This is a genomic window from Hymenobacter aerophilus DSM 13606 (assembly GCF_000382225.1).
GTDB lineage: Bacteria > Bacteroidota > Bacteroidia > Cytophagales > Hymenobacteraceae > Hymenobacter > Hymenobacter aerophilus.
Genome location: NZ_KB907840.1, coordinates 1 through 25,906, shown reverse-complemented (window position 1 = coordinate 25,906; position 25,906 = coordinate 1). Strand labels below are relative to the sequence as shown.

General features: G+C 61.7%; 27 protein-coding genes. 15 read left to right on the top strand and 12 right to left on the bottom strand.

The features are described 5' to 3' along the window. Positions 1-251: transposase (locus H145_RS24830; RefSeq protein WP_019949615.1), on the top strand; the 251-nt coding region annotated here is incomplete at its 5' end. A gap of 288 nt (positions 252-539) precedes the next feature. Here H145_RS24830 and H145_RS0118315 read toward each other — a convergent pair. From H145_RS0118315 to H145_RS0118295, 5 genes are all read right to left on the bottom strand, one after another. Continuing rightward, entirely contained in the window at positions 540-1,055 is a 516-nt protein-coding gene (locus H145_RS0118315) for an FKBP-type peptidyl-prolyl cis-trans isomerase (RefSeq protein WP_019949613.1), read from the bottom strand. 88 nt (positions 1,056-1,143) lie between these two features. Next, positions 1,144-3,129, bottom strand: a complete 1,986-nt coding sequence (locus H145_RS0118310) for an AAA domain-containing protein (protein ID WP_019949612.1) — start codon at positions 3,127-3,129, stop codon at positions 1,144-1,146. Positions 3,130-3,221: 92 nt separating this feature from the next. Further along, positions 3,222-3,461, bottom strand: a complete 240-nt coding sequence (locus tag H145_RS0118305) for a hypothetical protein (RefSeq protein ID WP_019949611.1) — start codon at positions 3,459-3,461, stop codon at positions 3,222-3,224. A gap of 350 nt (positions 3,462-3,811) precedes the next feature. Beyond that, positions 3,812-4,105, bottom strand: a complete 294-nt coding sequence (locus tag H145_RS0118300) for a NifU family protein (RefSeq protein ID WP_019949610.1) — start codon at positions 4,103-4,105, stop codon at positions 3,812-3,814. Positions 4,106-4,241: 136 nt separating this feature from the next. Continuing rightward, positions 4,242-6,536 carry an efflux RND transporter permease subunit gene (locus tag H145_RS0118295; protein WP_019949609.1) on the bottom strand — a complete coding sequence of 765 codons (2,295 nt, stop codon included), beginning with the start codon at positions 6,534-6,536 and terminating at the stop codon, positions 4,242-4,244. A gap of 183 nt (positions 6,537-6,719) precedes the next feature. Here H145_RS0118295 and H145_RS0118290 point away from each other — a divergent pair, with 183 nt between their 5' ends. The 4 genes from H145_RS0118290 (at position 6,720) to H145_RS0118275 (ending at position 8,665) form a co-directional block, all read left to right on the top strand. Beyond that, positions 6,720-6,953, top strand: a complete 234-nt coding sequence (locus H145_RS0118290; protein ID WP_019949608.1) for a hypothetical protein — start codon at positions 6,720-6,722, stop codon at positions 6,951-6,953. Between the two features lie 78 nt (positions 6,954-7,031). Continuing rightward, complete coding sequence (locus H145_RS0118285) at positions 7,032-7,529, top strand: SRPBCC family protein (protein ID WP_019949607.1); 498 nt, start codon at positions 7,032-7,034, stop codon at positions 7,527-7,529. Between the two features lie 54 nt (positions 7,530-7,583). Further along, entirely contained in the window at positions 7,584-8,378 is a 795-nt protein-coding gene (locus H145_RS0118280) for a thymidylate synthase (protein WP_019949606.1), read from the top strand. A 65-nt stretch (positions 8,379-8,443) separates the two neighbouring features. Then, on the top strand, positions 8,444-8,665 hold the full coding sequence (locus tag H145_RS0118275) for a hypothetical protein (protein WP_019949605.1): 222 nt from the start codon (positions 8,444-8,446) through the stop codon (positions 8,663-8,665). Positions 8,666-8,709: 44 nt separating this feature from the next. Here the strand turns inward: H145_RS0118275 and H145_RS0118270 are convergent, their stop codons facing one another. The 4 genes from H145_RS0118270 to H145_RS0118255 are packed head-to-tail and all read right to left on the bottom strand — an operon-like array spanning position 8,710 to position 11,530. Next, positions 8,710-9,543 (bottom strand): aminotransferase class IV, encoded by an 834-nt coding sequence (locus tag H145_RS0118270; protein ID WP_019949604.1) that lies wholly within the window; start codon positions 9,541-9,543, stop codon positions 8,710-8,712. A gap of 56 nt (positions 9,544-9,599) precedes the next feature. Next, on the bottom strand, positions 9,600-10,739 hold the full coding sequence (dprA, locus tag H145_RS0118265) for a DNA-processing protein DprA (protein ID WP_019949603.1): 1,140 nt from the start codon (positions 10,737-10,739) through the stop codon (positions 9,600-9,602). A 21-nt stretch (positions 10,740-10,760) separates the two neighbouring features. Continuing rightward, positions 10,761-11,168 (bottom strand): hypothetical protein, encoded by a 408-nt coding sequence (locus H145_RS0118260; RefSeq protein ID WP_026351621.1) that lies wholly within the window; start codon positions 11,166-11,168, stop codon positions 10,761-10,763. Then, a complete protein-coding gene (locus H145_RS0118255) occupies positions 11,168-11,530 on the bottom strand; it encodes a MerR family transcriptional regulator (protein WP_019949601.1) in 363 nt (120 codons plus the stop codon). The genes H145_RS0118260 and H145_RS0118255 overlap by 1 nt, the downstream gene beginning before the upstream one ends. Before the next feature lie 307 nt (positions 11,531-11,837). Here H145_RS0118255 and alaS point away from each other — a divergent pair, with 307 nt between their 5' ends. The 4 genes from alaS to H145_RS0118235 all read left to right on the top strand — a co-directional run bounded on the left by alaS (position 11,838) and on the right by H145_RS0118235 (position 18,182). After that, entirely contained in the window at positions 11,838-14,519 is a 2,682-nt protein-coding gene (gene alaS, locus H145_RS0118250; protein ID WP_019949600.1) for an alanine--tRNA ligase, read from the top strand. 176 nt (positions 14,520-14,695) lie between these two features. Further along, positions 14,696-16,153 carry an Asp-tRNA(Asn)/Glu-tRNA(Gln) amidotransferase subunit GatB gene (gatB, locus tag H145_RS0118245; RefSeq protein WP_019949599.1) on the top strand — a complete coding sequence of 486 codons (1,458 nt, stop codon included), beginning with the start codon at positions 14,696-14,698 and terminating at the stop codon, positions 16,151-16,153. A 190-nt stretch (positions 16,154-16,343) separates the two neighbouring features. Further along, a complete protein-coding gene (locus tag H145_RS22040; protein WP_019949598.1) occupies positions 16,344-16,859 on the top strand; it encodes a peroxiredoxin family protein in 516 nt (171 codons plus the stop codon). Positions 16,860-17,030: 171 nt separating this feature from the next. Then, the gene (locus H145_RS0118235; RefSeq protein ID WP_169513216.1) at positions 17,031-18,182 is read left to right on the top strand and encodes a TlpA disulfide reductase family protein; all 1,152 of its coding nucleotides are present in this window, start codon (positions 17,031-17,033) and stop codon (positions 18,180-18,182) included. Positions 18,183-18,737: 555 nt separating this feature from the next. Here H145_RS0118235 and H145_RS24655 read toward each other — a convergent pair. The 3 genes from H145_RS24655 to H145_RS0118215 all read right to left on the bottom strand — a co-directional run bounded on the left by H145_RS24655 (position 18,738) and on the right by H145_RS0118215 (position 21,340). Further along, positions 18,738-19,610 carry a hypothetical protein gene (locus H145_RS24655; RefSeq protein WP_157541786.1) on the bottom strand — a complete coding sequence of 291 codons (873 nt, stop codon included), beginning with the start codon at positions 19,608-19,610 and terminating at the stop codon, positions 18,738-18,740. A gap of 196 nt (positions 19,611-19,806) precedes the next feature. Continuing rightward, the gene (locus H145_RS0118220; protein WP_019949594.1) at positions 19,807-20,358 is read right to left on the bottom strand and encodes an acyl-CoA thioesterase; all 552 of its coding nucleotides are present in this window, start codon (positions 20,356-20,358) and stop codon (positions 19,807-19,809) included. Between the two features lie 316 nt (positions 20,359-20,674). Then, positions 20,675-21,340 (bottom strand): protein-L-isoaspartate(D-aspartate) O-methyltransferase, encoded by a 666-nt coding sequence (locus tag H145_RS0118215; RefSeq protein ID WP_019949593.1) that lies wholly within the window; start codon positions 21,338-21,340, stop codon positions 20,675-20,677. A 187-nt stretch (positions 21,341-21,527) separates the two neighbouring features. On the opposite strand from H145_RS0118215, the gene H145_RS0118210 reads away from it, so the two are divergent. The 6 genes from H145_RS0118210 to H145_RS23530 all read left to right on the top strand — a co-directional run. Further along, entirely contained in the window at positions 21,528-22,949 is a 1,422-nt protein-coding gene (locus H145_RS0118210) for a sugar transferase (protein WP_205619332.1), read from the top strand. A 145-nt stretch (positions 22,950-23,094) separates the two neighbouring features. After that, positions 23,095-23,466 carry a GxxExxY protein gene (locus H145_RS0118205; RefSeq protein WP_019949591.1) on the top strand — a complete coding sequence of 124 codons (372 nt, stop codon included), beginning with the start codon at positions 23,095-23,097 and terminating at the stop codon, positions 23,464-23,466. A 117-nt stretch (positions 23,467-23,583) separates the two neighbouring features. Next, the gene (locus H145_RS0118200; protein ID WP_019949590.1) at positions 23,584-24,174 is read left to right on the top strand and encodes a riboflavin synthase; all 591 of its coding nucleotides are present in this window, start codon (positions 23,584-23,586) and stop codon (positions 24,172-24,174) included. Positions 24,175-24,237: 63 nt separating this feature from the next. Next, positions 24,238-25,290: a serine hydrolase domain-containing protein gene (locus tag H145_RS0118195; RefSeq protein ID WP_019949589.1), complete on the top strand. Its 1,053-nt coding sequence runs from the start codon at positions 24,238-24,240 to the stop codon at positions 25,288-25,290. 92 nt (positions 25,291-25,382) lie between these two features. Beyond that, positions 25,383-25,583: a hypothetical protein gene (locus H145_RS0118190; RefSeq protein ID WP_019949588.1), complete on the top strand. Its 201-nt coding sequence runs from the start codon at positions 25,383-25,385 to the stop codon at positions 25,581-25,583. A gap of 111 nt (positions 25,584-25,694) precedes the next feature. Beyond that, positions 25,695-25,906, top strand: a 212-nt coding sequence (locus H145_RS23530; protein WP_157541784.1) for a helix-turn-helix domain-containing protein, incomplete at its 3' end; no start/stop codon positions are given.

Genomic DNA, 25,906 nt, shown 5'->3' with positions numbered 1-25,906 from the left:
ATGCGGGCCTGACGGTGGCCTTGTGGATCACCGATGCCTGGTGGGCCTATGTGGACCGGCTGCCAGCCGAGCAGCGCGTGGAGGACAAAACGCAGCTCCAGCGCCTGGAGCGCAAACATCTCACCTTACGCACCCGCCTCAAGCGGCTCACGCGCAAGACTATTTGCTTCTCAAAGAAGACGTTCTTCCATGACGGCGTCATCAGCCTGTTCATTCACCACTTCTTCTTTCAATCCTCCAATTCTACTTAATTAACACACGACCATAAAAAGGATAAGAAGGCTTAATAAGAAGGAGGCTATAAAGTAGTTGTGTTTCACTGAAATGAAGTATTTATAGATTGAGAAGAGAAGCGAAAACGCCAACAAGGCTAGCCGGGCTAGCCTTATGAAGAGACAATGAAAAAGTTGTAGGGTGCGTTAGGGAGATAGAGGATAGTATGAAATCCAATTAGCAAAAAACGGAATACCCACGAAATATTCAAATGAGAAACGGGGCCCGCGAAGGCCCCGTTTCTCATTCTGTCTGAATAGCCAAACCTAGTGCTGGTGGCCGCCTTCGCCATGCACGTGGCCGTGGTCCATCTCCTCGGCGGTGGCTTCGCGCACGTCGGCTACTTTACCGTCGAAGTGCATCACCATGCCGGCCAGCGGGTGGTTGAAGTCCATTTTTACATTGTCGTCGCTGATTTCGACCACTTTGCCCTGCATATGGTGGCCCTGATTGTCGGCCATGGGCAGGAAGTTGCCCACTTGCAGCATCTCCTCGTCGGTCTGGCCGTCGATTTCAAACACGCTGCGCGGAATGTCCACAACGGCCTGCTCGTCGTAGTCGCCGTAGGCCTGCTCGGGGGTGAGGCTGAAGCTGAACGAGTCGCCGGAGTTCTTGTCGGCGAGCTGGCGCTCGAACTCTTCGGGCAGGCCGCTCTGGCCGAACAGGAACACCATGGGCGCATCCGTATCGGCCGATTCAACGAGGACTTTCTGCTGGTTTTCGTCGGTTACGCTCAAGTCGTAGGTGATGGTAACGACTTTGTTGGCACTAATCTGGGTCATGACGCAGGGAAATAGGTAGGCAAAAAATACTACCGCTAGTTACGGAAATGCTGGCGAACGGGTCGGGAAATGATGGACAAATCCCCTCTCAACCCTCCAGCTCCCAGGCTGTGCGGTAGGCGCCGATGCGCTCGGTATAGTCGATGAAGGCCTTGTAGAACGGATGGGCGCCCAGCGTGGCCGAGTCGCCGATGAGCAGCAGCTTTTTGCGGGCGCGGGTCATGCCCACGTTCATGCGCCGGATGTCGCTCAGGAAGCCGATTTCGCCCTGGGGGTTGCTGCGGGTGAGGCTGATGGCGATAATGTCGCGCTCCTGGCCCTGGAACGAATCGACGGTGCCCACGCTCAGCATCCGGTGCTCCATGAGGCCCACCAACTCGTCGTTTTCCTCGATGGCATCCTTGAGGTAGTTGATTTGGGCGCGGTAGGGGGCAATTACGCCGATGGTGAGCAGGTCGGTTTCGTGGTCGGCGGGGTCGTAGGGCTCCAGCAACTGGGCCAGCCGCTTGAGCAGCAGGTCGGCTTCCTCGGGGTTGGCCGTCGAGCGGCTTTCCTCGATGGTGAGCTCCTGGAAGCCGAAGCCGGCCGTGTCGAGGAACTCCACGGCCAGGTCGGGGGCGAAGCGCGGGTCGTAGGCGGGCAGGTCGGCGTGGGCGACACTGGGGGCGGCTTTCAGGCGGCCGTCGTAGAACTGCTCCGAGCTGAAGCGCATAATCAGCTCGTGCATGCGGTACTGGGTTTCCAGCATCCGGGCCACGTCGGGCTGGCGCTTGATGCACTTCTCGAACAGCGTTTCGCGCAGACCTTCACGGGCCGCTTTTTCGCTTTTCACGGTGGGCGGCAGCTGCTGGTGGTCGCCGGCCAGCACCACGCGGTTGGCCTTGGAAATCGGAATCCAGGAGCCCGGCTCCAGGGCCTGGGCAGCCTCGTCGATAAACACGGTTTCGTAGGTGAGGTGGCGGATGGCACGATTGCCGGCCCCCACCAGCGTGCAGGTAATCACCTGCACCTGCTCCAAAAGGTCCTCGGTGATGTAGCGCTCCAGCTGGTCCGATTCCTGGAGCAACTCGTGGGCCTGCTGCTTGAGCAGGCGGCGCTGCTCGCGCTCCTCCCAGCCGAAGTGTTTCTTGAACTTGCCGGCCGCTTCGCGGTACTGCTCAGCGGTCTGGCGCAGGCTCCGCAGCTCGGCGTAGCTCTTGTGGTTCATAATCTGCGCGTCGAGCGTGTGCTCCAGCAGCAGGTCGGACACCCGCGAGGGGTTGCCCATCCGAATCACATTCACGCCGCGCTCGGCCAGCTTTTCGGTCAGCAAATCCACGGCCGTGTTGCTGGGCGCGCACACCAGCACCCGCCGCTCGCGCCGGATGGTTTCGATGATGGCCTGTACCAGCGTGGTGGTTTTGCCGGTGCCGGGCGGGCCGTGAATGATGGCCACATCCTGGGCGGCCAGCACGTGGCGCACGGCGGCCAGCTGGCTCTCGTTGAGCGGCGAAGGGTAGTAGAGCGTGGCCTCGGCCTCGGGCCGGAAGCGGGCCGGGCGGGCGCCCAGCAGCACGTCGCGCAGCTCGGCTAGGCGCGAGTCGTAGGCGCCCATTACCTTGCCCAGGGCGTAGTCCATCTCGCGGTAGCTCACCTCGTCGAAGGTCAGGTCTACGCCCAGCTTGCCCTCGTCGGTCCAGTCGGGCAGGTCTTCCTTGGTGGTGCTGAGGCGGATTTTGTTGCGCTTGACGCTGGTAACGACGCCCGAGAGCGTGGGCCGGTCGGAGGCGGCGCGGCCGGGGATGTTGGCGAACAGAGCGGCGTTTTTACCCACCTGAAACAGGTGCAGCCCGCCCTGGCCACCCTGGCGCTCCAGCTCCAACACCAGCTTGCCGCCGAAGCCAATGTCTTCTTGGATTATCTTGACCGGGTACCACGTAAGGCCCCGGCGCTGGCGCTCGGCAATGCTGGCCTGGGCGCTCTTGATTTTGAATTGCTCGTAGTCCTCCTGCTGCTCCAGCTTGAGAAGGCCCTGCACCTTGCGCAGCTCTTTTTCGAGGGCGTAGGGTTCGGTATAAGTAGGTTGTTCCGCCAACAGATTCTATAGTTTGGGATTCGTCAGGCTAACAACGAAACCGGGCAAATGGTGGCCGAAAGGTCGGGAGGAAATTGGAATAAGCTGGTTCGTTAACGGCCAATAGGGTAGGTTTTCACATAGTTTTTCTGCTCATCAAAAAGGGTTACTTCAACCTCTGGATGCATGAGTAGAATAGCCAGAATTCGGTGCCGAACAGCCTCATTGATAGCTACTTCAATTTCCGTGAAAGGTAGTTCTGTTGTGTGGTCATGCTGTTGAAACCGCGTTAAGTAGTCCTGCATCAGGACAATGCCAGTGGCCGCCTCGCAGAATAACAGGTTGTATTTCATCTATTCTCCTAAAATCCTGGCGGGTACCATATGCCCCGCCAATAGGGTGAGTTAATGTTTATCAAACTCCGCCGTGCAAAGCCCCAGCGGGGCGGCATATCGGTAGCTAATCATCACCAAATGGGTTCAAAGCCCCAGCGGGGCGACACGAACGGTTTAACGATTGGTGTCGCCCCGCTGGGGCTTTGAACCCATTTGGTGATGATTAGCTACCGATATGCCGCCCCGCTGGGGCTTTAGAATTCGGGCTAATCGTAGAATCACCGCGCCCCGCTGCCACCGATGAAACGGCAGGAGCGGGGCGCGATGTGAAAACGTAAGCTAACAGCTAGCCGCTGTTAGCGAATAGCTCAAAAACGAACCTGACCGGCGGGCTGCTCGCTCATGGGCGTTACGTTGATGGCTTCGACGGCCCGGATTTCGGGCACGGCTTTCTTCACCGATTCCTCCACGCCGGCCTTGAGCGTCATCGGCGACATGGGGCAGGTGCCGCAGGCGCCGAGCAGCTCCAGGCGCAGCACCATGTCGTCGGTAATTTCGAGGACGCGCACGTTGCCGCCGTCGGCGGCCAGGTAGGGCCGGATGCCGTCGAGGGCCTGCTCGATGCGGGGCAGTAGCGGGTGAGAGTCGACGGATACTTCCATGAATTGCGGTTTTGGGTGATGCCTAAGCAAAGATAAGCTTTCTGGCGGGGCTACCAGTGTCAACCAGCGAAGCGGGCGGGAAGTTCGGGAGTAAAGGAACGTCATTCACTAACCACTAACCACTAACCACTCCCGCCTACGGCACCACCACTTCCTCGACAATGGCCTTGGGCTCATGCTTGTACAGCCACAGAATCAGAATCGGCAGCAGCGTCAGCTCGGCCACGACGCCGAACAGCAGCGTCAGGCCGATGAGGAAGCCCACGTAGAAGGTGCCGTCGAAGGAGGAGAACAGCAGCGTGGAGAAGCCGCCCACCAGAATCAGGGAGGTGACGACGACGGCTTTGCCGGCCATCAGGTAGGTTTTGCGCACCGCCCGGAACAGGTTGTCTTCCTTGCCCAGCACCAGCTTGAGCTTGCTCATGAAGTGGATGGTGTCGTCGACGGCAATGCCGAAGGCAATGGTGAAGATGATGCTCGTGCTCACCTTCATGCTCACGCCGGCCAGGCCCATCACACCGGCCACAATCAGGATGGGCACCAGGTTGGGAATGAGCACCACAATGGTCATGCGCAGGCTCCGAAACAGGGCCAGCACGATGATGGTGACCATGATGATGTCGAGGCTCATGCCGATAATCATGTCGCGGCTCAGGTTCTCGTTGTTCTTGTCGATGAGGTTGGCCGAGCCGGTGAGCCGGGTCCGGAGCACCGTCGAGTCGGTGGATGTGCGCAGGAACCGGTGCAGGCCGGTGTTGAGCCCGTGGATGCGGACGCTGCCCACGTCGGCCATGCGGCCGGTGAGGCGACCGGCCGTGGCATCGGGCAGGGCCAGGGCCCGGAACTCGGGCTTCTGCCGAAACAGCTTCACCTTGCGCAGCAGCCGGGCCAGCTCGGCCTCCGTAGCGGGCAGGCGATACTCTTCCACCATACCGCCATTCAGGGCCTTGCGCACCGATTTGATGATGGTAACCGGCGAGGCCACGAAGTTGAGGCCGTAGCTTTTTTGCAGGTAGCTTTCAATCTGCTCAGTTTCGCGCAGCACTTCCAAATCGAACACCGTGCGGCCGGGGCCGGGCTGCAGGGCTAGCTCGAAGGGCCGCACGCCGGCAAACTGCTCCTCAAAAAACCGGAAATCCAGCTTCACCGGGTCGTTTTTAGAAAGGTCGTCGAGTAGGGCCGAGTTGATGCGGATGGTGGAAGCCGAGCCCACCGACAGCACCAGCACCACCGCGCTGATGCCCACCACCCAGTGACGCCGCGCCAGCACCCGCCGGAACAGCCGGCCCAGCACGCCGTCCCAGCTGTGGCCCTGCTCGCGCGGCACCCGCAGCTGGGGCTTTTTGAGCAGCGCCAGCATGGCCGGCAGCAGCGTGAAACTCAGCACGAACGTGAGCAGCACGGCAATGCCCGTGAACAGTCCGAAATTGTAGATGGGCCGGATAGAGCTGGTCATCAGCGAGAAAAAGCCGATGCTGGTAGTCAGCGCCGAGAGCCCCGAGCCGAAGGCCGACTCGCGCATGGCCACCAGCAGGGCGGCCCGCTTTTCGGCCCCGTAGCCCAGCTCCGTCACGTAGCGCGTAATCAGGTGAATGGTGTCCGACATGCCCACCACAAACAGCATCACCGGCAGCAGGGCCGTCATCAAATCAATGCTCACCCCGAAAGCCGACATTACGGCCAGCCCCCACAAAATGGCCCCCAGCACCACCACCAGCGGCAGCACCACGCCCCACCAAGTCCGGAACGTGAGCCACAGCAGCCCCGTCACCAGCAGCACCGAGAGGCTCATAAACAGCACCAACTCGTTCTGCAGCCGATCCACGAACACCGACTGGGCCACCTGCTTGCCGGCCAGGTGGTACTGGTTTTCGGCGAAACCCTGGCGGCCCAGCTCGCGGCGCAGCGCGGCCAGCAGCGAGTCGCCGGGCGGCTTGCTCAGGTTGGGCGAGGTCTGGAACAGGATGGTGGCGGCGCGGGCATCCCGCGAAATCAGGTTGCCTACCAGCCCCGGCGTGCGGTAAATCAGGGCCGAGTCGAGGGCGCGGCGCCCGGGCTCGCGGGGGTGCAGGTAGGGCAGGTTGAACACGCCCGGCCCCTCCACCACCGGGTTGCTGGCGTTGGTCAGCGACGACACGCGCAGCACGTGGGGCCGCCCGCTCAGGAAGCGGGTCAGCGAATCGAGCCGCACCAGAAAGGAGGGCTCGAACACGGTCTGGCCCGCCGGGGCCTCCAGGCCCAGCAGCACGTAGTCGTTGTCGTTGCCGAAGCGGGCCGCGTACTGCTCGTAGTAGTCGAGGTCGGGGTCGCCGGCGGGGTAGAAGTCGTTGAAATTGTAGTTGAACCGCAGCTGAGCCACGAAAAACACGGCCAGGGCCGTCAGCAGCCCGAGGGCCCACAAAGTCAGGTGCGCGTAGCGGCGAAGGGGCATGTAGTAGCGCGAAGCTCCGGCTTCGCGAATCGATGAACAAAGGGCGGGGCCGCCCACCGGAAAAGCGTTAAATGTCAGGCCCGACCTGGTTGGAATGCCGGCGGCCGTTGCGTACTTTAGGGGCAGCCGAAACGCAACCGCCGCTTTGGGTCATTTGTTTCCCCCATCACCACATTCGTTGTCATGAAAAACGTCCTGCTCGCCCTCGCCCTGTTCGCCTTCACCGCTTCAGCCGCCACCGCCTCGGAGGGCGACAAGGGCGCGAAGAATAAAAAGACCAAGAAGGCCACCACCGAAGCCAAAGCCTCCTGCGCCATGGCCGGCTCGCCCTCGTGCTGCATGAAGAAGGACGCCAAAACCAGCACCGCCGCCACTACGCCAGCCCCGGCCGCTAAGCCGGTTGCGAAGTCGTTGTAATCAGTTAGTCTAGAAACAGGAAAGATGCCCCACGTGCGCAAGTGCGTGGGGCATTTTTATGAGTGCCAATTACCAAACATGCCTACCATCGAAGTTCTCACTTCCATCAACGCCCCGACGGAGCGCTGCTTCCGATTGGCGCTGAGCGTAGACCTGCACACCATTTCCACCCGCCAGACCGGCGAAACCATCGTGGCCGGCGTCCAAAGCGGCGAGTTGCAGCTCGGCGACTCGGTGACGTTCCGGGCCCGGCACTTCGGCCTCTGGCAGACGCTGACCAGCCGCATAACCGCGCTGGACGCGCCCCACCACTTCCGCGACGAGATGCAGCGCGGTGCGTTCCGCTACATGCGCCACGACCATTACTTTGAGGCCCAGGATTCGGGGGCTACACTTATGCGCGACGTATTTGCGTTTGCCTCGCCGCTGGGCTGGCTGGGCAATCTGGTGGACGCGCTGGTACTCAAACGGTACTTGCGGCGGTTTCTGGTTGAGCGCGGTCGGGTAGTAAAGGAGTATGCCGAAATAGAACAGTGGCGCATAGTGCTAACTGCCACTGCCCAGGCTCGCGGGTAGAAGTAGGGCCGGTTTTTCTCTACTTTTGGCCCCTCAACCCGCCTTCCCCGCTTTATGCGCCAGTATCACGACCTGCTCCAGCACATTCTCGACCACGGCACCCGCAAAACCGACCGCACCGGCACCGGCACGCTCTCGGTGTTCGGCTACCAGATGCGGTTTGATTTGCAGGCCGGCTTTCCGCTGGTCACCACCAAAAAAGTCCACCTCAAAAGCATCATCCACGAGCTGCTCTGGTTTCTGCGCGGCGACACCAGCAACCAGTCATTGGAAGACGTGGGCGTGAGCATCTGGCGCGAGTGGGCCGACGAGCACGGCGAACTGGGCCCCATCTACGGGCAGCAGTGGCGCAGCTGGCGCGCCCCCGATGGCCAGAGCATCGACCAGATAGCCCAGATGGTGCACCTACTGCGCACCCAGCCCGACTCGCGCCGCATGGTGGTTTCGGCCTGGAACGTGGCCGAGTTGCCCCAGATGCGCCTGACGCCCTGCCATGCCCTGTTCCAGTTCTACGTGGCCGATGGCCGCCTCTCGTGCCAGCTCTACCAGCGCTCAGCCGACGTGTTCCTGGGCGTGCCGTTCAACATTGCCTCCTACGCGCTGCTCACGCTGATGATGGCCCAGGTAACGGGCCTGGAGCCTGGCGAATTCATCTGGACCGGCGGCGACACTCACCTCTACAGCAACCACCTGGAGCAGGCCGCGCTGCAGCTTACCCGCGCGCCGCGCCCGCTGCCCCAAATGCGCCTCAATCCGGCCATCACCAACATCTTCGATTTTCGCTACGAGAACTTCACGCTGGAAAACTACGACCCCTGGCCCGCCATTAAGGCCCCGGTAGCCGTGTAGCCTGGCCCCGGAACGCCCAGGCCAAAGCTTAAAATCCGACTCAGGGTCGATTTCGTAAATGGGCGATGCTGAATTTTTCGTCTGCCCCCGACCCGAATGCCGATGACGATGGGCTGCCGGGCCTCTCCCGTAAGCACCGGGCCTGGGTGGCTCTGTATTCGCTGGAAAATCCCGCCTTCGACCGTCGCCAGATCCTACGCGAAAACGACGTGACCGAGGCCGACCTGGTCCGCCACATGGAAAGCTGGATGCAGCTGCAGCGCCAGCATCGCCAAAAGCAGCGCTAAGCGCACCCACTAAACATCGGCCAACCAGCTCAGGCCAAAGCAGTTCAGGCCGCCGCATCAGCGGCCAGCAACTGCCGCAGCAGCGGGTGCGCCGCCGATTCGAACGGCTGACTTTCTATCTGCTGCACCGGCCGCAGGCCCGCCACGCTGGCCGTAAACACGGCTTCGGCGGCCAGCAGCGCGGCCGGCTCGTATAACCCTTCGTGCCAGGCCACGCCCAGCCGGGCCGCCACGGCGCGCAGGTGCGCCAGCCGCACGCTGCTCACGCCGCCCGCCGTTTCGGCCGGCACGTACACGGCGCCACTGCGCACCCAGCCCACCGCCGCCGCGCCCGCCTCGGCCACGTGCCCCGCCGCCGATAGCAGCAGCAACTCATCAAGTCCGCGCTGCTCCCGCTCGCGGGCCGCCAGTACGTACAGCAGCGCATTGGGGCCTTTGCAGAAGGATACCGGGCTGAGTTGGGTGCGCACCGTAGCGCCGAAGCCAGCCCGCGCCACCGGCGCCGTGCGCCCCTCAAACGGCCGGGCCGTAGCCAGCCACTCGGCCGGCGCGCTACCTTCTGGTGGCGCATAGAGGCCGCCGCCGGGCCGCCAGAGCTGCAACCGAAGCCGTTGCGCTGCGGCTGGCTCGGGCTGAGCCGCCACCAGCCGGGCCAGCGTGGCCGTCAGGGCCGCCAGCGTGGCCAGCGCCGCCGGCAACGGCAGGGCCAGCGCGGCGGCGGCCCGCTGCATGCGCGCCAGGTGCTGCGGACCGTAGCGCAGGCGGCCATCGGCCCACACCAGCGTCTCGAAGAACCCGTCGTTGAACTGCAGCCCCCGTTTGGGCAGCGGCAGCGCAAACCCAGGCTCGGAGTGCAGTTGGTCGTTGTAGAGAAGCATGAGGTTAGTTGATAGCTGTCAGGGAAACCAACGGCTTCAGTTGAAATACCAACCGCTTAAACCAGCGCGAACCGCTTGCCGGGCAGAGCTTTCACTACCCCGCCGAACTCCAGGCTCAGCAGCAGCCCGGCCACTGTTTGCACTGGCAGCTGCGCTTTCCAGGCTAGCGCGTCGAGGTGCTCTTCGCGGTTGGGGGTGGCCTGCAGCACGGTCAGCAGGCCGAACTCGTCGGCCGTGAAATCGAGCGGGTCGAAGGTTTTGGGGGCCTTGGGGCGGCCGTGCAGGTGCAGGGCCAGGTCCCAGTTGAGCAGCTGCTCAATGTCGCGGGGTTCCGAATAAAGGGCGGCTTTGTTGCTCTTGATGAGCTCGTGGCAGCCTTCGGACGCGGCCGAACCCAGCGGCCCGGGTACGGCCAGCACGTCCCGGTCGTAGCCCTGGGCCAGGTCGGCTGTTATCAGCGCCCCGCCTTTCTTGGCCGCTTCCACCACCACTGTCCCGTCCGAAAGGCCCGCAATAATGCGGTTGCGCGAGGGGAAGTTGTACTTATCGGGCGGGGTGCCGAAGGGAAATTCGGTGAGCAGGCCGCCCTGCGTCAGCATTTTCTCGGCCGTTTTGCGGTGCACGGCCGGGTACAGCACGTCGAGGCCGGTGGCCATCACGCCGATGGTTTCCAGCCCTTCCTGCAACGCGGCGCGGTGGGCGGCAATGTCGATGCCGTAGGCCAGGCCACTGACGATGAGCGGGCGGTGGGCGGCAATGCCTTTCACGAGCCGCTCGGTCTGTTCGCGGCCGTAGTCGGTGGCCTGGCGGGTGCCCACCAATGCCAGGGTTTTGGGGTGATTGAGGTCAGCGGTGCCCTGGTAGTAGAGCAAAGCCGGCGCGTCGGGCAGCAGCTTGAGCCGCGCCGGAAACGACTTGCTGGTATAGAACAACAGCTGCACCCCCTCTTTCTCGGCCCGCCGCAACGCCTCTTCGGCCTGGTTGAAGGCGTCGGTGCGGGGCTTGCCCACGAGCAGTTCCACCGTTTTGGGCCCCACGCCCGGAATCTTCAGCAGCTTGCCCGGCGGCAGGTGCAGCGCGTTGCGGGCCGAGCCGGCGTAACTCATCAGCTGCCGCGTGAGCTGCGGCCCGACGTTGGGAAACAGCGTCAGGGCGACTTCGTGCAGCAGGGTGTCGTCGGTATTATCAGCAGTCATCAGGATAGCAGATACTGAATCTTATAAGTCATCGAACCAATACCAATTCGGATTCTTACGCATCTTCAAAACGAATTCGTGGCCAGGAAGCAGCGTACCGCAATCATTGTCAATTAAATAATGCGATGAGTCGACAAGAACAGACAAAGCCCACTTCACAAAGTCGATTTCCCGGTAAGAAAGGGTGTAAACCATTGGTTTGCTGGAGAAATAGTGATTGATAATCAGCAACTCATTCTCGTCCCAACCAACTGCATTCACTTCGTCAGACTTCCTAAAATAGATGCGCTGCCCACTGGATGATTCTACTGTAAACTCCTCCGGGTCAGTCATCCGGTTAGACACTGCCGAGGGCAAATGCTGCCGCATCAGCTTTTCGAAAAGCGGCAGAGTTTCGCTACTGTCAGTTACCACAATGACGGATTCCATCAGCCCTGTTGTGCCTTGCCCAGCGCGTCCAGGTCCTTCTTCATGGTCACCATGAACTTGCGGACTTTCTCCAGGCTTTGGATGACGTCGATTTTCTCCTTGAGCTGGGGGCCCTTTTGTTTGAGCAGGTCGCGGGCGCCGGGGATGGTGTAGCCGCGCTCCTTCACCAGATGGTAGATGGTGCGGAAAATATCGATGTCCTGGGGCGTGTAGAGGCGGTTGCCCTTCTTGCTCTTGCGCGGACGCAACTCATCGAACTCCGTTTCCCAGAACCGAATCAGCGAAGGCGCCACGTTGAACTGCTGGGCCACTTCGCCGATGGTGAAGTACTGCTTCTCGATTTCGTGGTCTTTGTAAGGCATGGGGAAGGCTGTGGCGTGAACCGTAGGACAGCGAAGCGAAGCGCCTGCTTCGCGTTTCATAGAACGACGACGTTGCGTGAGCTGCCGGCAACGAAACGAGAAGCGAAAACTTCGCTTTCTTTTGCTTCGCACAACATTTCTCACTTCTGTCCGGGTCGGCTACCTTTGCAGGTAGCGCCGTTGGGTTTAATGGCGAAAAATAGGTAAAAACCCGGTTGCTGCCAATTTGTGGCGGCAGCTTCTTCCACTCCACCGTTCCACGCATGGGCGCGCGCCCCGCGTCTTACCCGGCTCCCGGCCCCCGTTTATGCTCCCAACCGCCTCCCACGTCCGCCAGCAATTCCTAGATTTCTTTGCCTCCAAGGGCCACCATATCGTGCCCTCGGCCCCGATTGTGGTCAAAAACGACCCCACGCTGCTGTTCATCAATTCGGGCATGGCCCCGTTCAAAGATTACTTCCTCGGCAACAAGCCCGCGCCCTTCAAGCGCATTGCCGATACCCAGAAGTGCCTGCGCGTATCGGGCAAGCACAACGACCTCGAAGAGGTAGGCTACGACACCTACCACCACACCATGTTCGAGATGCTCGGTAACTGGTCGTTCGGGGATTATTTCAAGAAGGACGCCATTGCCTGGGCCTGGGAGCTGCTCGTTGATGTGTATGGGCTCGACAAGGACCGCCTCTACGTAACCTACTTTGAAGGCGACCAGGGCGATGGCCTCGGCCCCGATACCGAGACCCAGGAGCTGTGGCGCCAATACACCACCGACGAGCGGATTCTGCCCGGCAACAAGAAGGATAACTTCTGGGAAATGGGCGATACGGGTCCGTGTGGTCCGTGCACCGAAATCCACATCGACCTGCGCTCCGACGAGGAGCGGGCCCAAAAACCCGGCGCCGAACTGGTGAATGCCGACCACCCGCAGGTGGTGGAAGTGTGGAACAACGTGTTCATGGAGTTCGAGCGCCGGGCCGATAAGTCGCTGCTGAAACTGCCTCAGCAGAACGTGGATACGGGCATGGGCTTCGAGCGTTTGATGATGGCCGTGTCGGGCGTAAAATCCAACTACGACACCGACGTTTTCCAGCCTCTGATTCAGTTCATCGCGAAGGAAGTTGGCGTGGAGTACCACGGTACCGCCCCGGCCACCGTGACCGACCAGCCGGCCACCGAGAACGAGAAGACCGACATTGCCATCCGCGTCATTGCCGACCACATCCGCACCATCGCCTTCACCATCGCCGACGGCCAGCTCCCGAGTAACGTGAAGGCCGGCTACGTGATTCGGCGCATCCTGCGGCGGGCTGTGCGCTACGCGTTTTCGAGCCTGAACCAGAAGCAGCCGTTTTTGTACAAAATCGTGCCCGTGCTGGCCGACCAGATGGCCGGTATCTTCCCCGAGCTCAAGGCCCAGCAGCAGTTCGTGCAGCGCGTGATTGAGGAGGAGGAAATCAGCTTTCTGAAGACGCTCGAAAACGGCCTGCGCCGCCTCGATTCGCTCGAAGAAGGCTTCCGCCAGCAGGGCAACCGCATCGACGGGGCCACGGCCTTCGAGCTGTCGGACACGTTCGGCTTTCCGCTGGACCTCACGGCCCTGATTGCCCGCGAGAAGGGCCTGACGGTGGACGAGGAAGGTTTCCAGCAGGCGCTGGCGGCCCAGAAAAGCCGCTCGCGCAACGCCCAGGAGGCCGAGCAAAGCGACTGGACCATTGTGCTCGAATCGGAGGAGCAGCCTGCTTTCGTGGGCTACGACCAGGCCGAGGCCCCGGCCCGCATCCTGCGCTACCGCCGCACCGACCGCAAGGGCAAAACCGAGTACCAAGTGGTGCTCGACCAGACGCCGTTCTACGCCGAGTCGGGCGGGCAGGTGGGCGACACCGGCTACCTGGAGTCGGCCCTGAGCAAGGTGCGGGTAATCGACACCAAAAAGGAGAACGACCTGATTGTGCACACCGTGCTGGAGCTGCCCCAGGACCTGGAGGCCGAGTTCACGGCCCGCTACGAGCCCGCCCGCCGCGCCCAGATCATGCGCAACCACACCGCCACCCACCTGCTGCAGGCCGCCCTGCGCGAGGTGGTGGGCACCCACGTGGCCCAGAAAGGCTCCCTGGTCAACGAAAAGCTGCTGCGCTTCGACTTCTCGCACTTCACCAAAGTAACCGACGACCAGCTCCGGCAGGTGGAAACGCTGGTGAACGCCCGCATCCGCCAGCAGATTCCGCTGGACGAGCGCCGCAACGTGCCCATCGACGAGGCCAAGAACCTGGGCGCCACGGCCCTGTTCGGCGAAAAGTACGGCGAGTTCGTGCGCGTCATCACCTTCGACCGTGAGTTTTCGGTGGAGCTGTGCGGCGGCTGCCACGTGCGCACCACCGGCGACATCGGCTACTTCAAAATCACGAGCGAAAGCGCGGTAGGTGCGGGCGTGCGCCGCATCGAGGCCGTCACGGCCGAGGCCGCCGAAGCCTTCGTGAACCAGCAGCTGGACTTGCTGGGCCAGGTGCGCGAGGCGCTGGGCAACCCCCAGCACCTGCTGCCCGGCATCGAGAAGCAGACCGAGGAAATTGCCACGTTGCGCAAGCAAATCGAGCAGTTTGCCCAGCAGAGTATCAACCAGCAGCGCGAGCAGCTGGCGGGGCAGGTGCAGGCTCTAGGAGAGGTGAACTTCCTGGCCGCTCAAGTGCAGGTCACCTCAGCCGAGGGCCTGAAAACCCTGGCTTTCCAGCTCCGGCAAGCGGTGCCCAACCTGGTAGCCGTGCTCGGCGCTGAAATCGACGGTAAGCCCCAGCTGGCCGTCATGCTCGATGATGAGCTGGCGAAGGGTGGCAAGCTCAACGCCAGCACGCTTGTGCGCGAACTGGCCAAGGAAATCCAGGGTGGCGGCGGTGGCCAGCTATTTTTCGCCACGGCCGGCGGCAAGAACGCGGCCGGTTTGGGCGCGGCCGTTGATAAAGCGAAAGGGCTGATAGAAAAGGCGCTGGCATAACTGGTCCTTTGGGCGGCAGACGATAGTTTTGTTGCCAGCGTAGCCTGCCAAAAACAGGCCTCGCGCTACTTGGCGCGACACTTGCCCCGGTATCCGGCATTCACCCGCCTAGCTGGGTTATCTTAGCAACCTTAATCAGCCTAATCAGCCGCCCAATCAGCGGTAATCTGTGATTCATGGACGAACATATCAAAGCCAAATACCAGCCCGTCATCGGCCTCGAAGTACACGCCCAGCTGCTGACCAGCAGCAAGATGTACTCTTCGGATGAAAACGAGTACGGCGCCCTGCCCAACCACAACCTGAGCGTTATCACGCTCGGCCACCCCGGCACGCTGCCGCGCGTCAATCACTCGGCCATCGAGTTTGCCATGAAAATGGGCCTGGCCACCAACTGCCACATCCGGCGCGACAACCTGTTTGCGCGCAAAAACTATTTCTACCCCGACCTGCCCAAGGGCTACCAGATAACCCAGGACAAAACGCCCATCTGCACCGACGGCCACGTGGAAATCCGCCTGGCCGACGGTGCCACCAAGCCCATCGGCATCACCCGCATCCACATGGAGGAGGACGCGGGCAAGAGCATGCACCTGGCCGGCGAAACCGAAACGCTCGTGGATCTGAACCGGGCCGGCGTGCCGCTCATCGAAATCGTGAGCGAGCCCGACATCCGCAACTCGGAGGAAGCCTACGCCTATCTGGCCGAAATCAAGAAGCTGGTTGAGTACCTGGGCATCTGCGACGGCAACATGGAAGAAGGCTCGTTGCGCTGCGACGCCAACGTGAGCGTGATGCTGAACGGGGCCACCGAGTTCGGCACCAAAGTGGAGGTGAAGAACATGAACTCGTTCCGCAACGTGCAGCGGGCCATCGAGTACGAGATTGAGCGCCAGATCGAACTGCTCGAAGCCGGTGAGGTTATCGACAGCCAAACCCGCGGCTTCGACGCCCAGAGCGGCACCACCAACGCCCAGCGCAGCAAGGAAACACTCAACGACTACCGCTACTTCCCCGAGCCCGACCTGCCGCCGGTTATCATCGACGACGCCTGGCTGCACCGTATGCAGGCGCAGATGCCGGCGCTGCCCCAGCAGCTCTACGCCCGCTTCACCGGCGAGCTGGGCCTCTCCGACTACGACGCCTCGGTGCTGACGGCCGAGAAGGAGCTGGCGCTGTATTTCGATGAGCTGACCCGCCTGACGCCCAACGCCAAAGCCGCCGCCAACTGGGTTACCGGCCCGGTGAAGGCTTACCTGAATGAGCGCGCCCTCACCCTCGACCAGTTCCCGCTTTCGGCCCAGCACTTGGCCGACATCATTGGCCTGATTGACGCCAACAAAGTGGGCCACTCGGTCGCCAGCAAGCAGCTGTTCCCCTACCTGCTCGAAAACCCCGCGCAAACCGCCGCCGCCGCTGCCGAAGCCCAGGGCCTGTTGCAGCAGTCCGATGCCGGGGCCCTCGAAGCCATGATTCAGCAGGTGCTCGACGCCAACCCGGCCAAAGTAGCCGAGTATCGCGCTGGTAAAAAGAGCCTCACCGGCATGTTTATGGGCGAGCTGATGAAGCTGACCGGCGGCAAAGCCGACCCCAAGCTGGCCAACCAGCTGCTGCGCCAGCACCTGGAGGGGTAAGCCGGCATCCCAGAACGGCCGCTGCCAATGAATGCAGCCGCGCATAAAAAAGACCCGCCGCAGCGCGGGTCTTTTTTATGCGCAAAAAGTGCTGCTATTATCAGTTACACCTTAATTTATCGGCTGGCTCAGGTTCCTGGCGGGCGAAATCCGTAGATTGGCAGACAATTCACCTGCTTACGGCCAACCCATGCGTGCTTTCTACCTCGGACTCCTGTTGCTACTGCTGCTGGGCAGCTGCCAGCGGCTGGGCGCGCCGGCCACGCCCGGTGATGCCACCGAGAACCGCCGCGACAACCGGCCCGCCTCACCCGACTTCACCCTGCCCACCGCCACCGACACGACCCTGACGCTGCGCAGGCTGCGCGGCAGCTACGTGCTGCTCGATTTCCGGGCCCCCGGCTGCGCCGAGTGCGCGGCCCAGAATGCCAACCTGCGCAAAATATACGGTCAGTTCAGTAGCCGGGGCCTGGTTATGGTGAGCGTGTGGAACGCGGCCGACCCGGCCGCATGGCGCGCGGCGTTGTCTGCCGAGTCGCTGCCCTGGGCCCAGGTCCTGGACCAGTCGGGCGAGGTGAGCCGGGCGTATGGCGTGAAGCAGCCACCCACGGCCGTGTTGCTCGACCCGCGCGGCTACGAGCTGGCCCGCAACCTGCGCGGCACCGACCTGGGCCAGGAAATCTCGGTACACATTCCGCTGGATTAATTTTCGGCGCCGGGCGCCGGGAACCCCTGCCAAGCGGCAATGGTTGGACTGCCGACCAGGCAGGTTGATTCGTTTTCAAGTGAAATCGGCAACTTGCGCCCTGATTCCGGGTTCTTGCCCCGTACGCCGGCCTGCTTTCGGGCTGGTTCGCTTTCTGCCTAACCAATGAACATGAAGAGCCTGCTCTATTTTGGTGCCCTGCTGGGCATGACCAACGCCTGCAACAAAAACACAACGCCCACTACCAACGGCGCCGATGCCAGCGGCTACGAGCTCAGCGGCCAGCTCCAGAACGCCCCGGCCGGCACCAAAGTGTACCTGGCCGAGCTGGGCGACACCCAGTTTGTGTCGCGCGATACGGCTACTGTAGACGAGAAGGGCCAGTTTGTACTGAAGGGGCCACTGACCGAAGCCGGCCTCTACCAGGTGAAAACCACCGACCAGAACCAGGCCCTGGTGGTGCTGGCGCCCGGCCAGCGCGTGCAGCTCGCCGGCGACGCCCAGCAGCTGCCCGCCACCTACACCGTGCAGGGCTCGCCCGATTCGGAGCTGCTGCGCCAGATAAACAAAGCCTCCGAGGCCAACCAGCGCGAGCTGCAGCAGGCCATGCCGCGGCTGGAGCAGCGCTACAGCGCCGCCGCCCAGGCCGGCCGCACCGACTCGATGCAGGCCATTCAGGCGCGGGCCGAAGCGTTGCAGCGCCGCGGCCAGCAGCAGATGCTGCAGCTGGTGCGCCAGAACCCGGGTTCCATCGTGTCGGGCTTCGTGGTGGCCAACGTGCTCAACCCCGACGAGAACTTCGCCCTGGCCGACTCGGTGGCCACGGCCCTCAAAGCCTCGGCCCCCAACTCGCGCTACACCAGGTCGCTGGTTACCCGCCTCGACGGGCTGCGCACGACGACCGAGGGCGCCACGGCCCCCGAAATCAACCTGCCCACGCCCCAGGGCGCGCCGCTGGCCCTCACCAGCCTGCGCGGCAAGTACGTGCTCGTTGACTTCTGGGCCAGCTGGTGCGGGCCCTGCCGCCGCGAAAACCCTAACGTGGTGCGGGCCTACAATAAGTACAAGAACATGGGCCCCGGCTTCGAAATCTACGGCGTCTCGTTCGATCAGGACCGCGGCAAGTGGCTCAAGGCCATCGAAGCCGACGGCTTGGTATGGAAGCAGGTGTCGGACCTGAAAGGCTGGGAATCAGCCGCCGGCCAGACCTACGGCATCAAGGCCATTCCCTTCTCCATTCTGCTCGACCCCCAGGGCCGCATCGTAGGCAAAAACCTGCGCGGCGCCGAGCTGGAAGCCAAATTGGCCTCGGTATTGAAGTAAATAGATAATGATATTGTAGTAGCAGTTTCGCGAACGGTGTACCTGCTCGGCCGTAGAAACGCGTATTTGTATCTTGTTATTAAAAAAAATACTGCAATAATGATAAGAAAAAATATGCGTCTATGTGGTTTATAAAGTTATTATACGTAAGCCAAAACTGTACTCAGATGGTTTTTAAGATAGTAAAATGCCTGATAATACCTCTTCTTTATTTATTCACGGTAGAACAATGTTCCGGTCAAACCAACAAACGTGCGGTAAAAACATTTTCAAAAAAATACGCTGTTGGTGATACATGTTATATAAATGTGAAAAGAACAGGAATACGAGGAAAACCCGAGTTTAATTCAGAGATTCATTATGAATTAAATTCTCGTGATTTGCTAACTGTTGAAGAGATTCTTAACAATAAGTGGATACGAGTAAGCCACATGGATGGGGACGTTGGAGTGTTAGGCTATTTACAAAAGAAGTATTTGTCGAAGAAACCACTGTGATACTTCGTACACTTCGTTGATGAAGTAGGCTATCTTATGATAATGAAGTAGCTCACTCCTACACCCCAAACATGCGCTGCACCGACTGCCAGAGCTTCTTTTTGCGGCCGGCGTCGTATTCGAGCATCTCGATTTCGCTGGCGCCGAGGAAGGCCGTGTCGTTGTAGAGCAGCACCGGCTCGTAGGGCTGGGTGGTGTACACGGCCACGTCGAGCAGGTTTTTGCCGAAGGCCAGGAACTGCCGGGCCGTCAGGTGCTGGCGCAGGCTGCACAGGGCCACCGGGTAGGAGTCGTGCTCCACGTTCACCAGCACCACGTCCTCCATAATCAGGCGCAGGGCCTTGAGCAGGTTGTTGAGAAACACGTTGCGCGGCAGCTTCAGGAACTGCGCCTCGGGCAGCCGCACCAGGACAACCAGACCGCCGAAGTTGCTGCCCAGCGTAGAAAAAGGCACGTGCGCCACCGGCGACTGGGTAGGCGAGGGTTGCACCCGGCCCGGCTGCGAAGGCGGCGCGGGTGCGGCCGCCGGCAGCTCACCCAGCGTCAGGGTAACCGCCGCCCGGCCCTCCGCGGCCGGCTGCGGCGCTACTGCCGGCGCTACGGGCATTGCTGGTGTGTTGCTGGAAGCTGCTGGCGCCGCTACGGGCGCCGGCGCCGGCAGGGGCACCAGCGGAACCGGGGCCAGCGGCGCTGCCGGTGCTGCTGCTGCCACCGGAGTTACGGCCGGGGCCATCGGTGGGAGTGGGGCCGGAGCGGATTTGGCCGTTGCGGGCGCTATAGCAGGTGCCGCCGCTGGTGCCGGAACCGCCGCGGCCGGAAGTGCAGCCGGCGCGCTTACCGGCGGGGCCGGCGCGGCTGGTTCGGGCACCACGTACAGCGAGGCTTCGGTATAGAAATTCTGGAAGAAGGCGAGCGTCGCGGCGTTATCCATGCAAAAGGGCAGAGTAGGGGGCGTAGGGGCAATTTACACATTCCCGAACGTCATTCAGTTGCCAGTAAGAACGTCATTCAGAGCGCAGCGAAGAATCTCGCCTACACCACTACATGCCCATGAATGCACCGTCAGCACGCGAGATTCTTCGCTGCGCTCTGAATGACGTTCTTATTGGCAACTCACCACTGAAAACTCAGCTCGCCGAATCTTCCTCGGCGGCTAATGCTACCATGTCGAAGAGGGCTTTGAGCTCGGTGGCTTCCTGCGGGGCCATGCGGCCGCCCAGCACCAGGCGCAGCTGGCGGCGGCGCAATGCGCCTTTAAACCACTCGTGCTCGGCTTCGGTTTCGGGCACCGCATCGGGCACGTCAATCGGGCGGCCCGACTGGTCGACGGCGACGAAGGTGAAGAAGGCTTCGTTGGACTTCACCTTGGTGCCGCTCGGAATGTCCTCGGCCCACACATCAATGTGCACCTCCATGCTGGAGCTGAACGAGCGCGTCACCTGCGCTTCGAGCGTAATCACGCTGCCCAGCTTGATGCCTTCGCGGAAGGACACGTTATCGACCGAGGCCGTAACGACGATGCGGTTGGAGTGGCGCTGGGCCGAAATGGCGGCCGCCACGTCCATCAGGTGCATCATGCGGCCGCCCATCAGGTTGTTGAGCGTGTTGGTATCGTTGGGCAGCACCAGCTCGGTCATGCGCACGAACGAGTCTTTAACGGGCTTGGGTTTGCGGGTCATCGGCAGGAGTTGGGTTCAGCTTGAAAGTGCGCAAAGGTAAGACGGCCGCGGTGAGATGGCGAGATGGTGAGATGGCGAGATGGTGAGATGGTGAAATGGTGAGATGGTGAGATGGTGAGATGGTGAGATGGTGAAATGGTGAGATGGTGAAATGGTGAGATGGTGAAATGGTGAGATGGTGAAATGGTGAGATGGTGAAATGGTGAGATGGTGAAATGGTGAGATGGTGAGTTTGCTGTTCGAGCGGCCTATTGGCGCGAGTGACGCAATCAGGACCGCTCGAACATAAAACTCACCATCTCACCATCTCACCATCTCACCGCTGGCCCCAGCCGGCTTTGCCCAGCAGCGGCACGAAGCGGAATTCTTCCAGCTCCTGGCGCGAAAACTCGTCGTCGCTTTCGCGCACTACGCGCACCATGCGCTGGCTGGCGGCGTCGCCCACCGGGATAACCAGCGCGCCGCCCACCCGCAGCTGCCGCAGCAGCGGCCGGGGCAGCGTGGGCGAGCCGGCCGTGACCAGAATCTTGTCAAACGGCGCGTGCTGGGGCAGGCCCAGCGAACCGTCGCCGCAGAACAGCTGGGGCGGGTGGGGCAGCTGGGCCAGGCGGCGGGCCGTGCGCTCGAACAGCACCGGGTTGTACTCGATGCTGAACACCTGGAGCGTGAGCTCCAGCAGCACGCTGCACTGGTAGCCCGAGCCGGTCCCGATTTCCAGCACTTTGTCGTGGGGGCCGATGCCCAGCAGCTCGGTCTGGTAGGCCACGGTGTAGGGCTGCGAGATGGTCTGGCCCTCGCCGATGGGAAAGGCCTTATCGTGGTAGGCGTGCGACTGGAAGCCGGCGGCGAAGAACTGGTGGCGCGGCACGGTGCCGATGGCGGCCAGCACCCGCTCGTCGCGGATGCCCTTGCGGCGCAGCTCCTCCACCAGCGCGCGGCGCATTCCTCGGTGGCGGTAGGTGTCGGCGGCGGCGGCGGGCATAGGGGGCGGAATAGGAGCGGCGGGCGGGGCTTGTTCGGGAGCGGGCTAACGGGTATTGCCTACCTTTACGCCGCGCCCACTGGGCCGGCCCGGCAGCGGGGCCGGGGCCAGCGGAGCCGTAAATTTAGGCCTTCCCGGCCACAACAGTCAGCTTTGCCGCCGGTCGAACCGCTTACCTGCTTCGCTCTTGATTCGTACTCTGCAAAAAATGAAGCTGATAGGCGCCGACTTTCTGGCGGCGCTGCTGGCGTGGATGTGCTTTTTTCTGGTGCGCAAGTACCTGCTGCGCGAAATTAGCCCCGACGCCGCTTACCATTTCGGCGCCGACGCCGTGTTTCTGGTGGGCGCGGCCCTGATGATTGCCACCTTCTGGACGGGCCTGTACGCGCTGCTGGGCGAGTACAACGACATCTTCCGCAAGTCGCGGCTGGCCGAGCTGATCCGGCTGACCCGCGTGTCGGTGCTCGGGGCCGTGCTCATCTTCTTCGTGCTGCTGCTCGACGACCAGGGCGTGCAGAACTACCGCAGCTACTACAAAACCATTTCGGCCTACTTCCTGCTGCATTTCGCCATTACGGCCGTGTTGCGGCTGTGGGCCGTGCGCAGCGTGCAGCAGCTGGTGCGCGGCGGCGTTATCAGCTTCAACACGCTGCTGGTGGGCTCGGGCGCGCTGGCCCGCGACACGGCCCGCGACCTGGCCCGCACCGGCCGCCACCTGGGCCTGCGGCTGGTGGGCTTCGCGCCGCTGGGCCCCCAGGTGTGCCCCGCGCTGGCCGCCGAGCTGCCCGACGTGGGCTCGTACCGCCGCCTGCCCGATCTGGTGCGCGAGCTGAACATAGAGCAACTGATAATTGCCATCGAGCCCGGCGAGCACCGCATCATCGAGGAAATCCTGACGCTGCTCGACGGCACCACGGCCCGCGTCAGCATCCTGCCCGACCTGTACCAGATTCTGCTGGGCTCGGTGAAGGTGAACCACGTGTTCGGCACCCCGCTCATCGATATCAAGCAGGACTTGCTGCCGCTGTGGCAGCAGGTGGCCAAGCGCCTGCTCGATGTGGTGGGCTCGGTGCTGTTTCTGCTGCTGGCCTGGCCGGTGTACGCCTTCACGGCCCTGATGGTCAAGCTGTCGTCGCCGGGGCCGGTGTTCTACTCGCAGGAGCGCATCGGGCGCCACGCCGTGCCGTTTCGCATCTACAAGTTCCGCTCGATGTTCGTCGATGCCGAGCAGCAGGGCCCGGCCCTGTCGTCCGACCACGACCCGCGCATCACCAAGTGGGGCCGGTTCATGCGCAAGGTGCGGCTCGATGAGCTGCCCCAATTCTGGAACGTCATCAAGGGCGACATGAGCATTGTAGGTCCGCGCCCCGAGCGCCGCTTTTTCATCGACCAGATTGTGCAAATCGCGCCCCACTACCGCCACCTGCACCGCGTGCGCCCCGGCCTCACCAGCCTCGGCCAAGTGAAGTATGGCTACGCCGAAACCGTCGCCCAGATGGTCGAGCGCCTCAAATTCGATATTCTCTACATCGAAAACATGAGCCTGGCCATGGACTTCCGGGTGTTGCTCTACACGCTCAAAATCATCATCGAGGGGCGGGGTAAATAAATCACAGATGGTACAGATGACTGGATGCCACAGATTCGTGCTGATGGCGAATTTTTCTGGATGCCAGATTCATTCTGGTGGCGGATTCGTTTTACTTGTTTGGTGGGTGGTGTTTTGCTCTTGTTGAAGCTGAAACGTATCTGGTATGGAGGGGTATAAGCACAAAGAGCTGACCGGAAAAATTATTGGAGCGGCTATGCGGGTACATACGTATTTGGGAGTGGGCTTCCCGGAGGTGGTGTACCAGCGTTGCCTGGCCATTGAGCTGCGGGAAAGCGGGGTTGCTTTCGAGCAGGAACTGGAGCTGCCGCTGTTTTACCGGGGCGAAAAAGTGGGCAGCCGCCGGGTTGATTTTCTGGCAGAAAAAACAGTGTTAGTCGAACTGAAAGCCGTCAGCGAAGTTACCACGCTACACCACGCCCAGGTCCTGAATTATCTGCACGCCTACCAGCTTGAAGTGGCCCTGCTCCTAAACTTTGGCGAACCCCGCCTCAGCTACAAACGCTTCGTCAACTAGCCCTGCCAGCCAGAAGAGGGCTACAAACTATTCCTACCAGAACGAATCTGGCATCCAGCACGAATCCGCCACCAGAACGAATCTGTGGCATCCAATCATCTGTACCATCTGTGATTTATGTTCACCGGCATCATCGAAACCCTAGGCACCATCACTGATGTGCGCCGCGAAGGCACCAACATCCATTTTACGGTTGAATCCGACTTCGCTGCGGAGCTGAAAATCGACCAGAGCGTGGCCCACGACGGCGTGTGCCTGACGGTGGTAGCCGTGGACGCCGCGGCCGGCACTCACGTGGTCACGGCTATCGACGAAACGTTGCAGAAAACCAACCTGAGCACCTGGGCCCCCGGCCGCCGCGCAAACCTGGAGCGCTGCCTCTCAGCCAACGGCCGCTTCGACGGCCACATCGTGCAGGGCCACGTGGATTTGACGGCTACCTGCGAGTCGGTGGAAGACCAGAACGGCTCCTGGCTCTACCGTTTCCGCCACGAGGCCGGCCCGGGCCGCGTCACGGTCGAGAAAGGCTCCATCTGCATCAACGGCACCAGCCTCACCTGCTTCAACAGCACCGACGACGGCTTCTCAGTGGCCATCATTCCCTACACCTACGAGCGCACTACCTTCCAGGACCTGCGCCCCGGCGACCGGGTGAATCTGGAGTTTGATATCGTGGGCAAGTACGTGGCCAAGCTGCTGGGGAAGTAAAAGCACATTAGCCGCGTCTGCCAGTGGCTGAAGTCGACGGTGCCAGCGTATCTTCCCGGCTCTATGCGCTACCTCCTGTTTCTGCTGCCGCTCTTACTTATCCGGCCCGCCGCGGCTCAAAACCGCCTCGACTCGGTGCTGACGGCTGAGCACGCGGCCGGTCATTTCAACGGGACGATGCTGGCTGTGAAGAACGGCCGGGTGGTGGCCCGCGGTAATAAAGGCTCCGCTAACTTCCAGTTTGCCGTGCCGGTCACCGACAGCACCCGGTTTCCGATTGCGTCGATGAGTAAGACCTTTACCGCGCTGCTAGTGCTGCAACTGCAGGAGCGGGGTCAGCTCAAGCTCACCGATAAAGCCGCCGCCTACCTGCCCGAACTGCCCGCGAGCTGCCGTCAAATCAGCCTGCTGGATTTGCTGACGCACTACTCGGGGCTGAAAAACGAGCCTATACAGGCCTACGACAAGCGGCTGCCGCTGGCGGAGTTCGTACGGGCTTACGTGGTGCGGGATGAATCGAAACCCACGCCCGGTTTCAATTACAATAACGTCGATTACGTGGTGTTGACGCGAGTGCTGGAAGTGGTGAGCGGCCGGCCGTACCCGGTGCTGCTGCAGGAGGCTATTCTGACGCCGCTGGGCATGAAAAATACCGGCGTACTGACGGATGACCGCATTATTCCTAACCTTGCCTACGGCTACCACAACTACTCTTTCGGCGGAGGCGGCCAGCCAGAACCACTGCAGAACGATACGCGCGACCTCGCCAACTACGCCGGGGCGGGGGCCATCTACTCGACGGTTGCCGACCTGGGCCGGCTTGTGGAAGGCCTGCGCACGAATCGGCTATTGCGGCCCCAAACAACGGCCCAGCTGCTCTTAAAGCCTCAGCAGCCCACCTACCTCGACTATGCCCGCGGCCGCCCCACCATCGGCTTTTACCACAACGACCGCACCTTTGCCCGGCCCGTACTGGAGCGCCGCGGCAGCATCGACGGCTTCAATTCCGCCCTGCTCCTCAGCCCCGATTTCAGCACCGCCCTCATTCTCCTGTGCAACACCGATACCGGCGACCTGGAGAAAATCGGCGATGCGCTGTATCGGCTGTTAAAGTAGAACTGGGCGTTTTCACGCTGACTGCGGCGCCTGGAAATCAACTCCAGCCCTTGCCCTCGCGTACACCAAACTGCACCAATTTCCTGCGAGCTATGTCGAAACGTGAATTAATTGAGCCCAACGAAGGCGACAAGCGCTACATCAAGCGCGACGAGGACGGCAAAATCAAAAAGTCGGTCGACCTTAATAAGTCGCTTTCCCAGGACGACCGCCACAACTCCAAGCACACCAGCAAGCCCGGCCACGGCGACGAGGGCGACGGCCACACCGGCAACCGCCAGCCGGCCGAATAGCGCCGGGCAGCACGTAGTAACCTTATAAAAGGTCACTAACGGATTCGTTAGTGGCCTTTTGATTGCATTTGTCCCGTCCGGCAATATGTTGACACTTTTCCAAAAGTTGTCATGAAAAACTCCTCTGAGCCGCGCGAGCGGCGTAGTCAACGCGACTACAGTTTGCCTTTTAAATTGGCCGTGGTGGGAGAAGTCGGCCGCGGTGAGTTGAGCTACAAACAAGCCCAGCGGCGCTACGGCATCCAAGGCCGCAGCACGGTCCTGACCTGGTGCCGACGCTATGCCACTCATTTCGTAACTTTTCAGGCCGCCGGACCCACTTC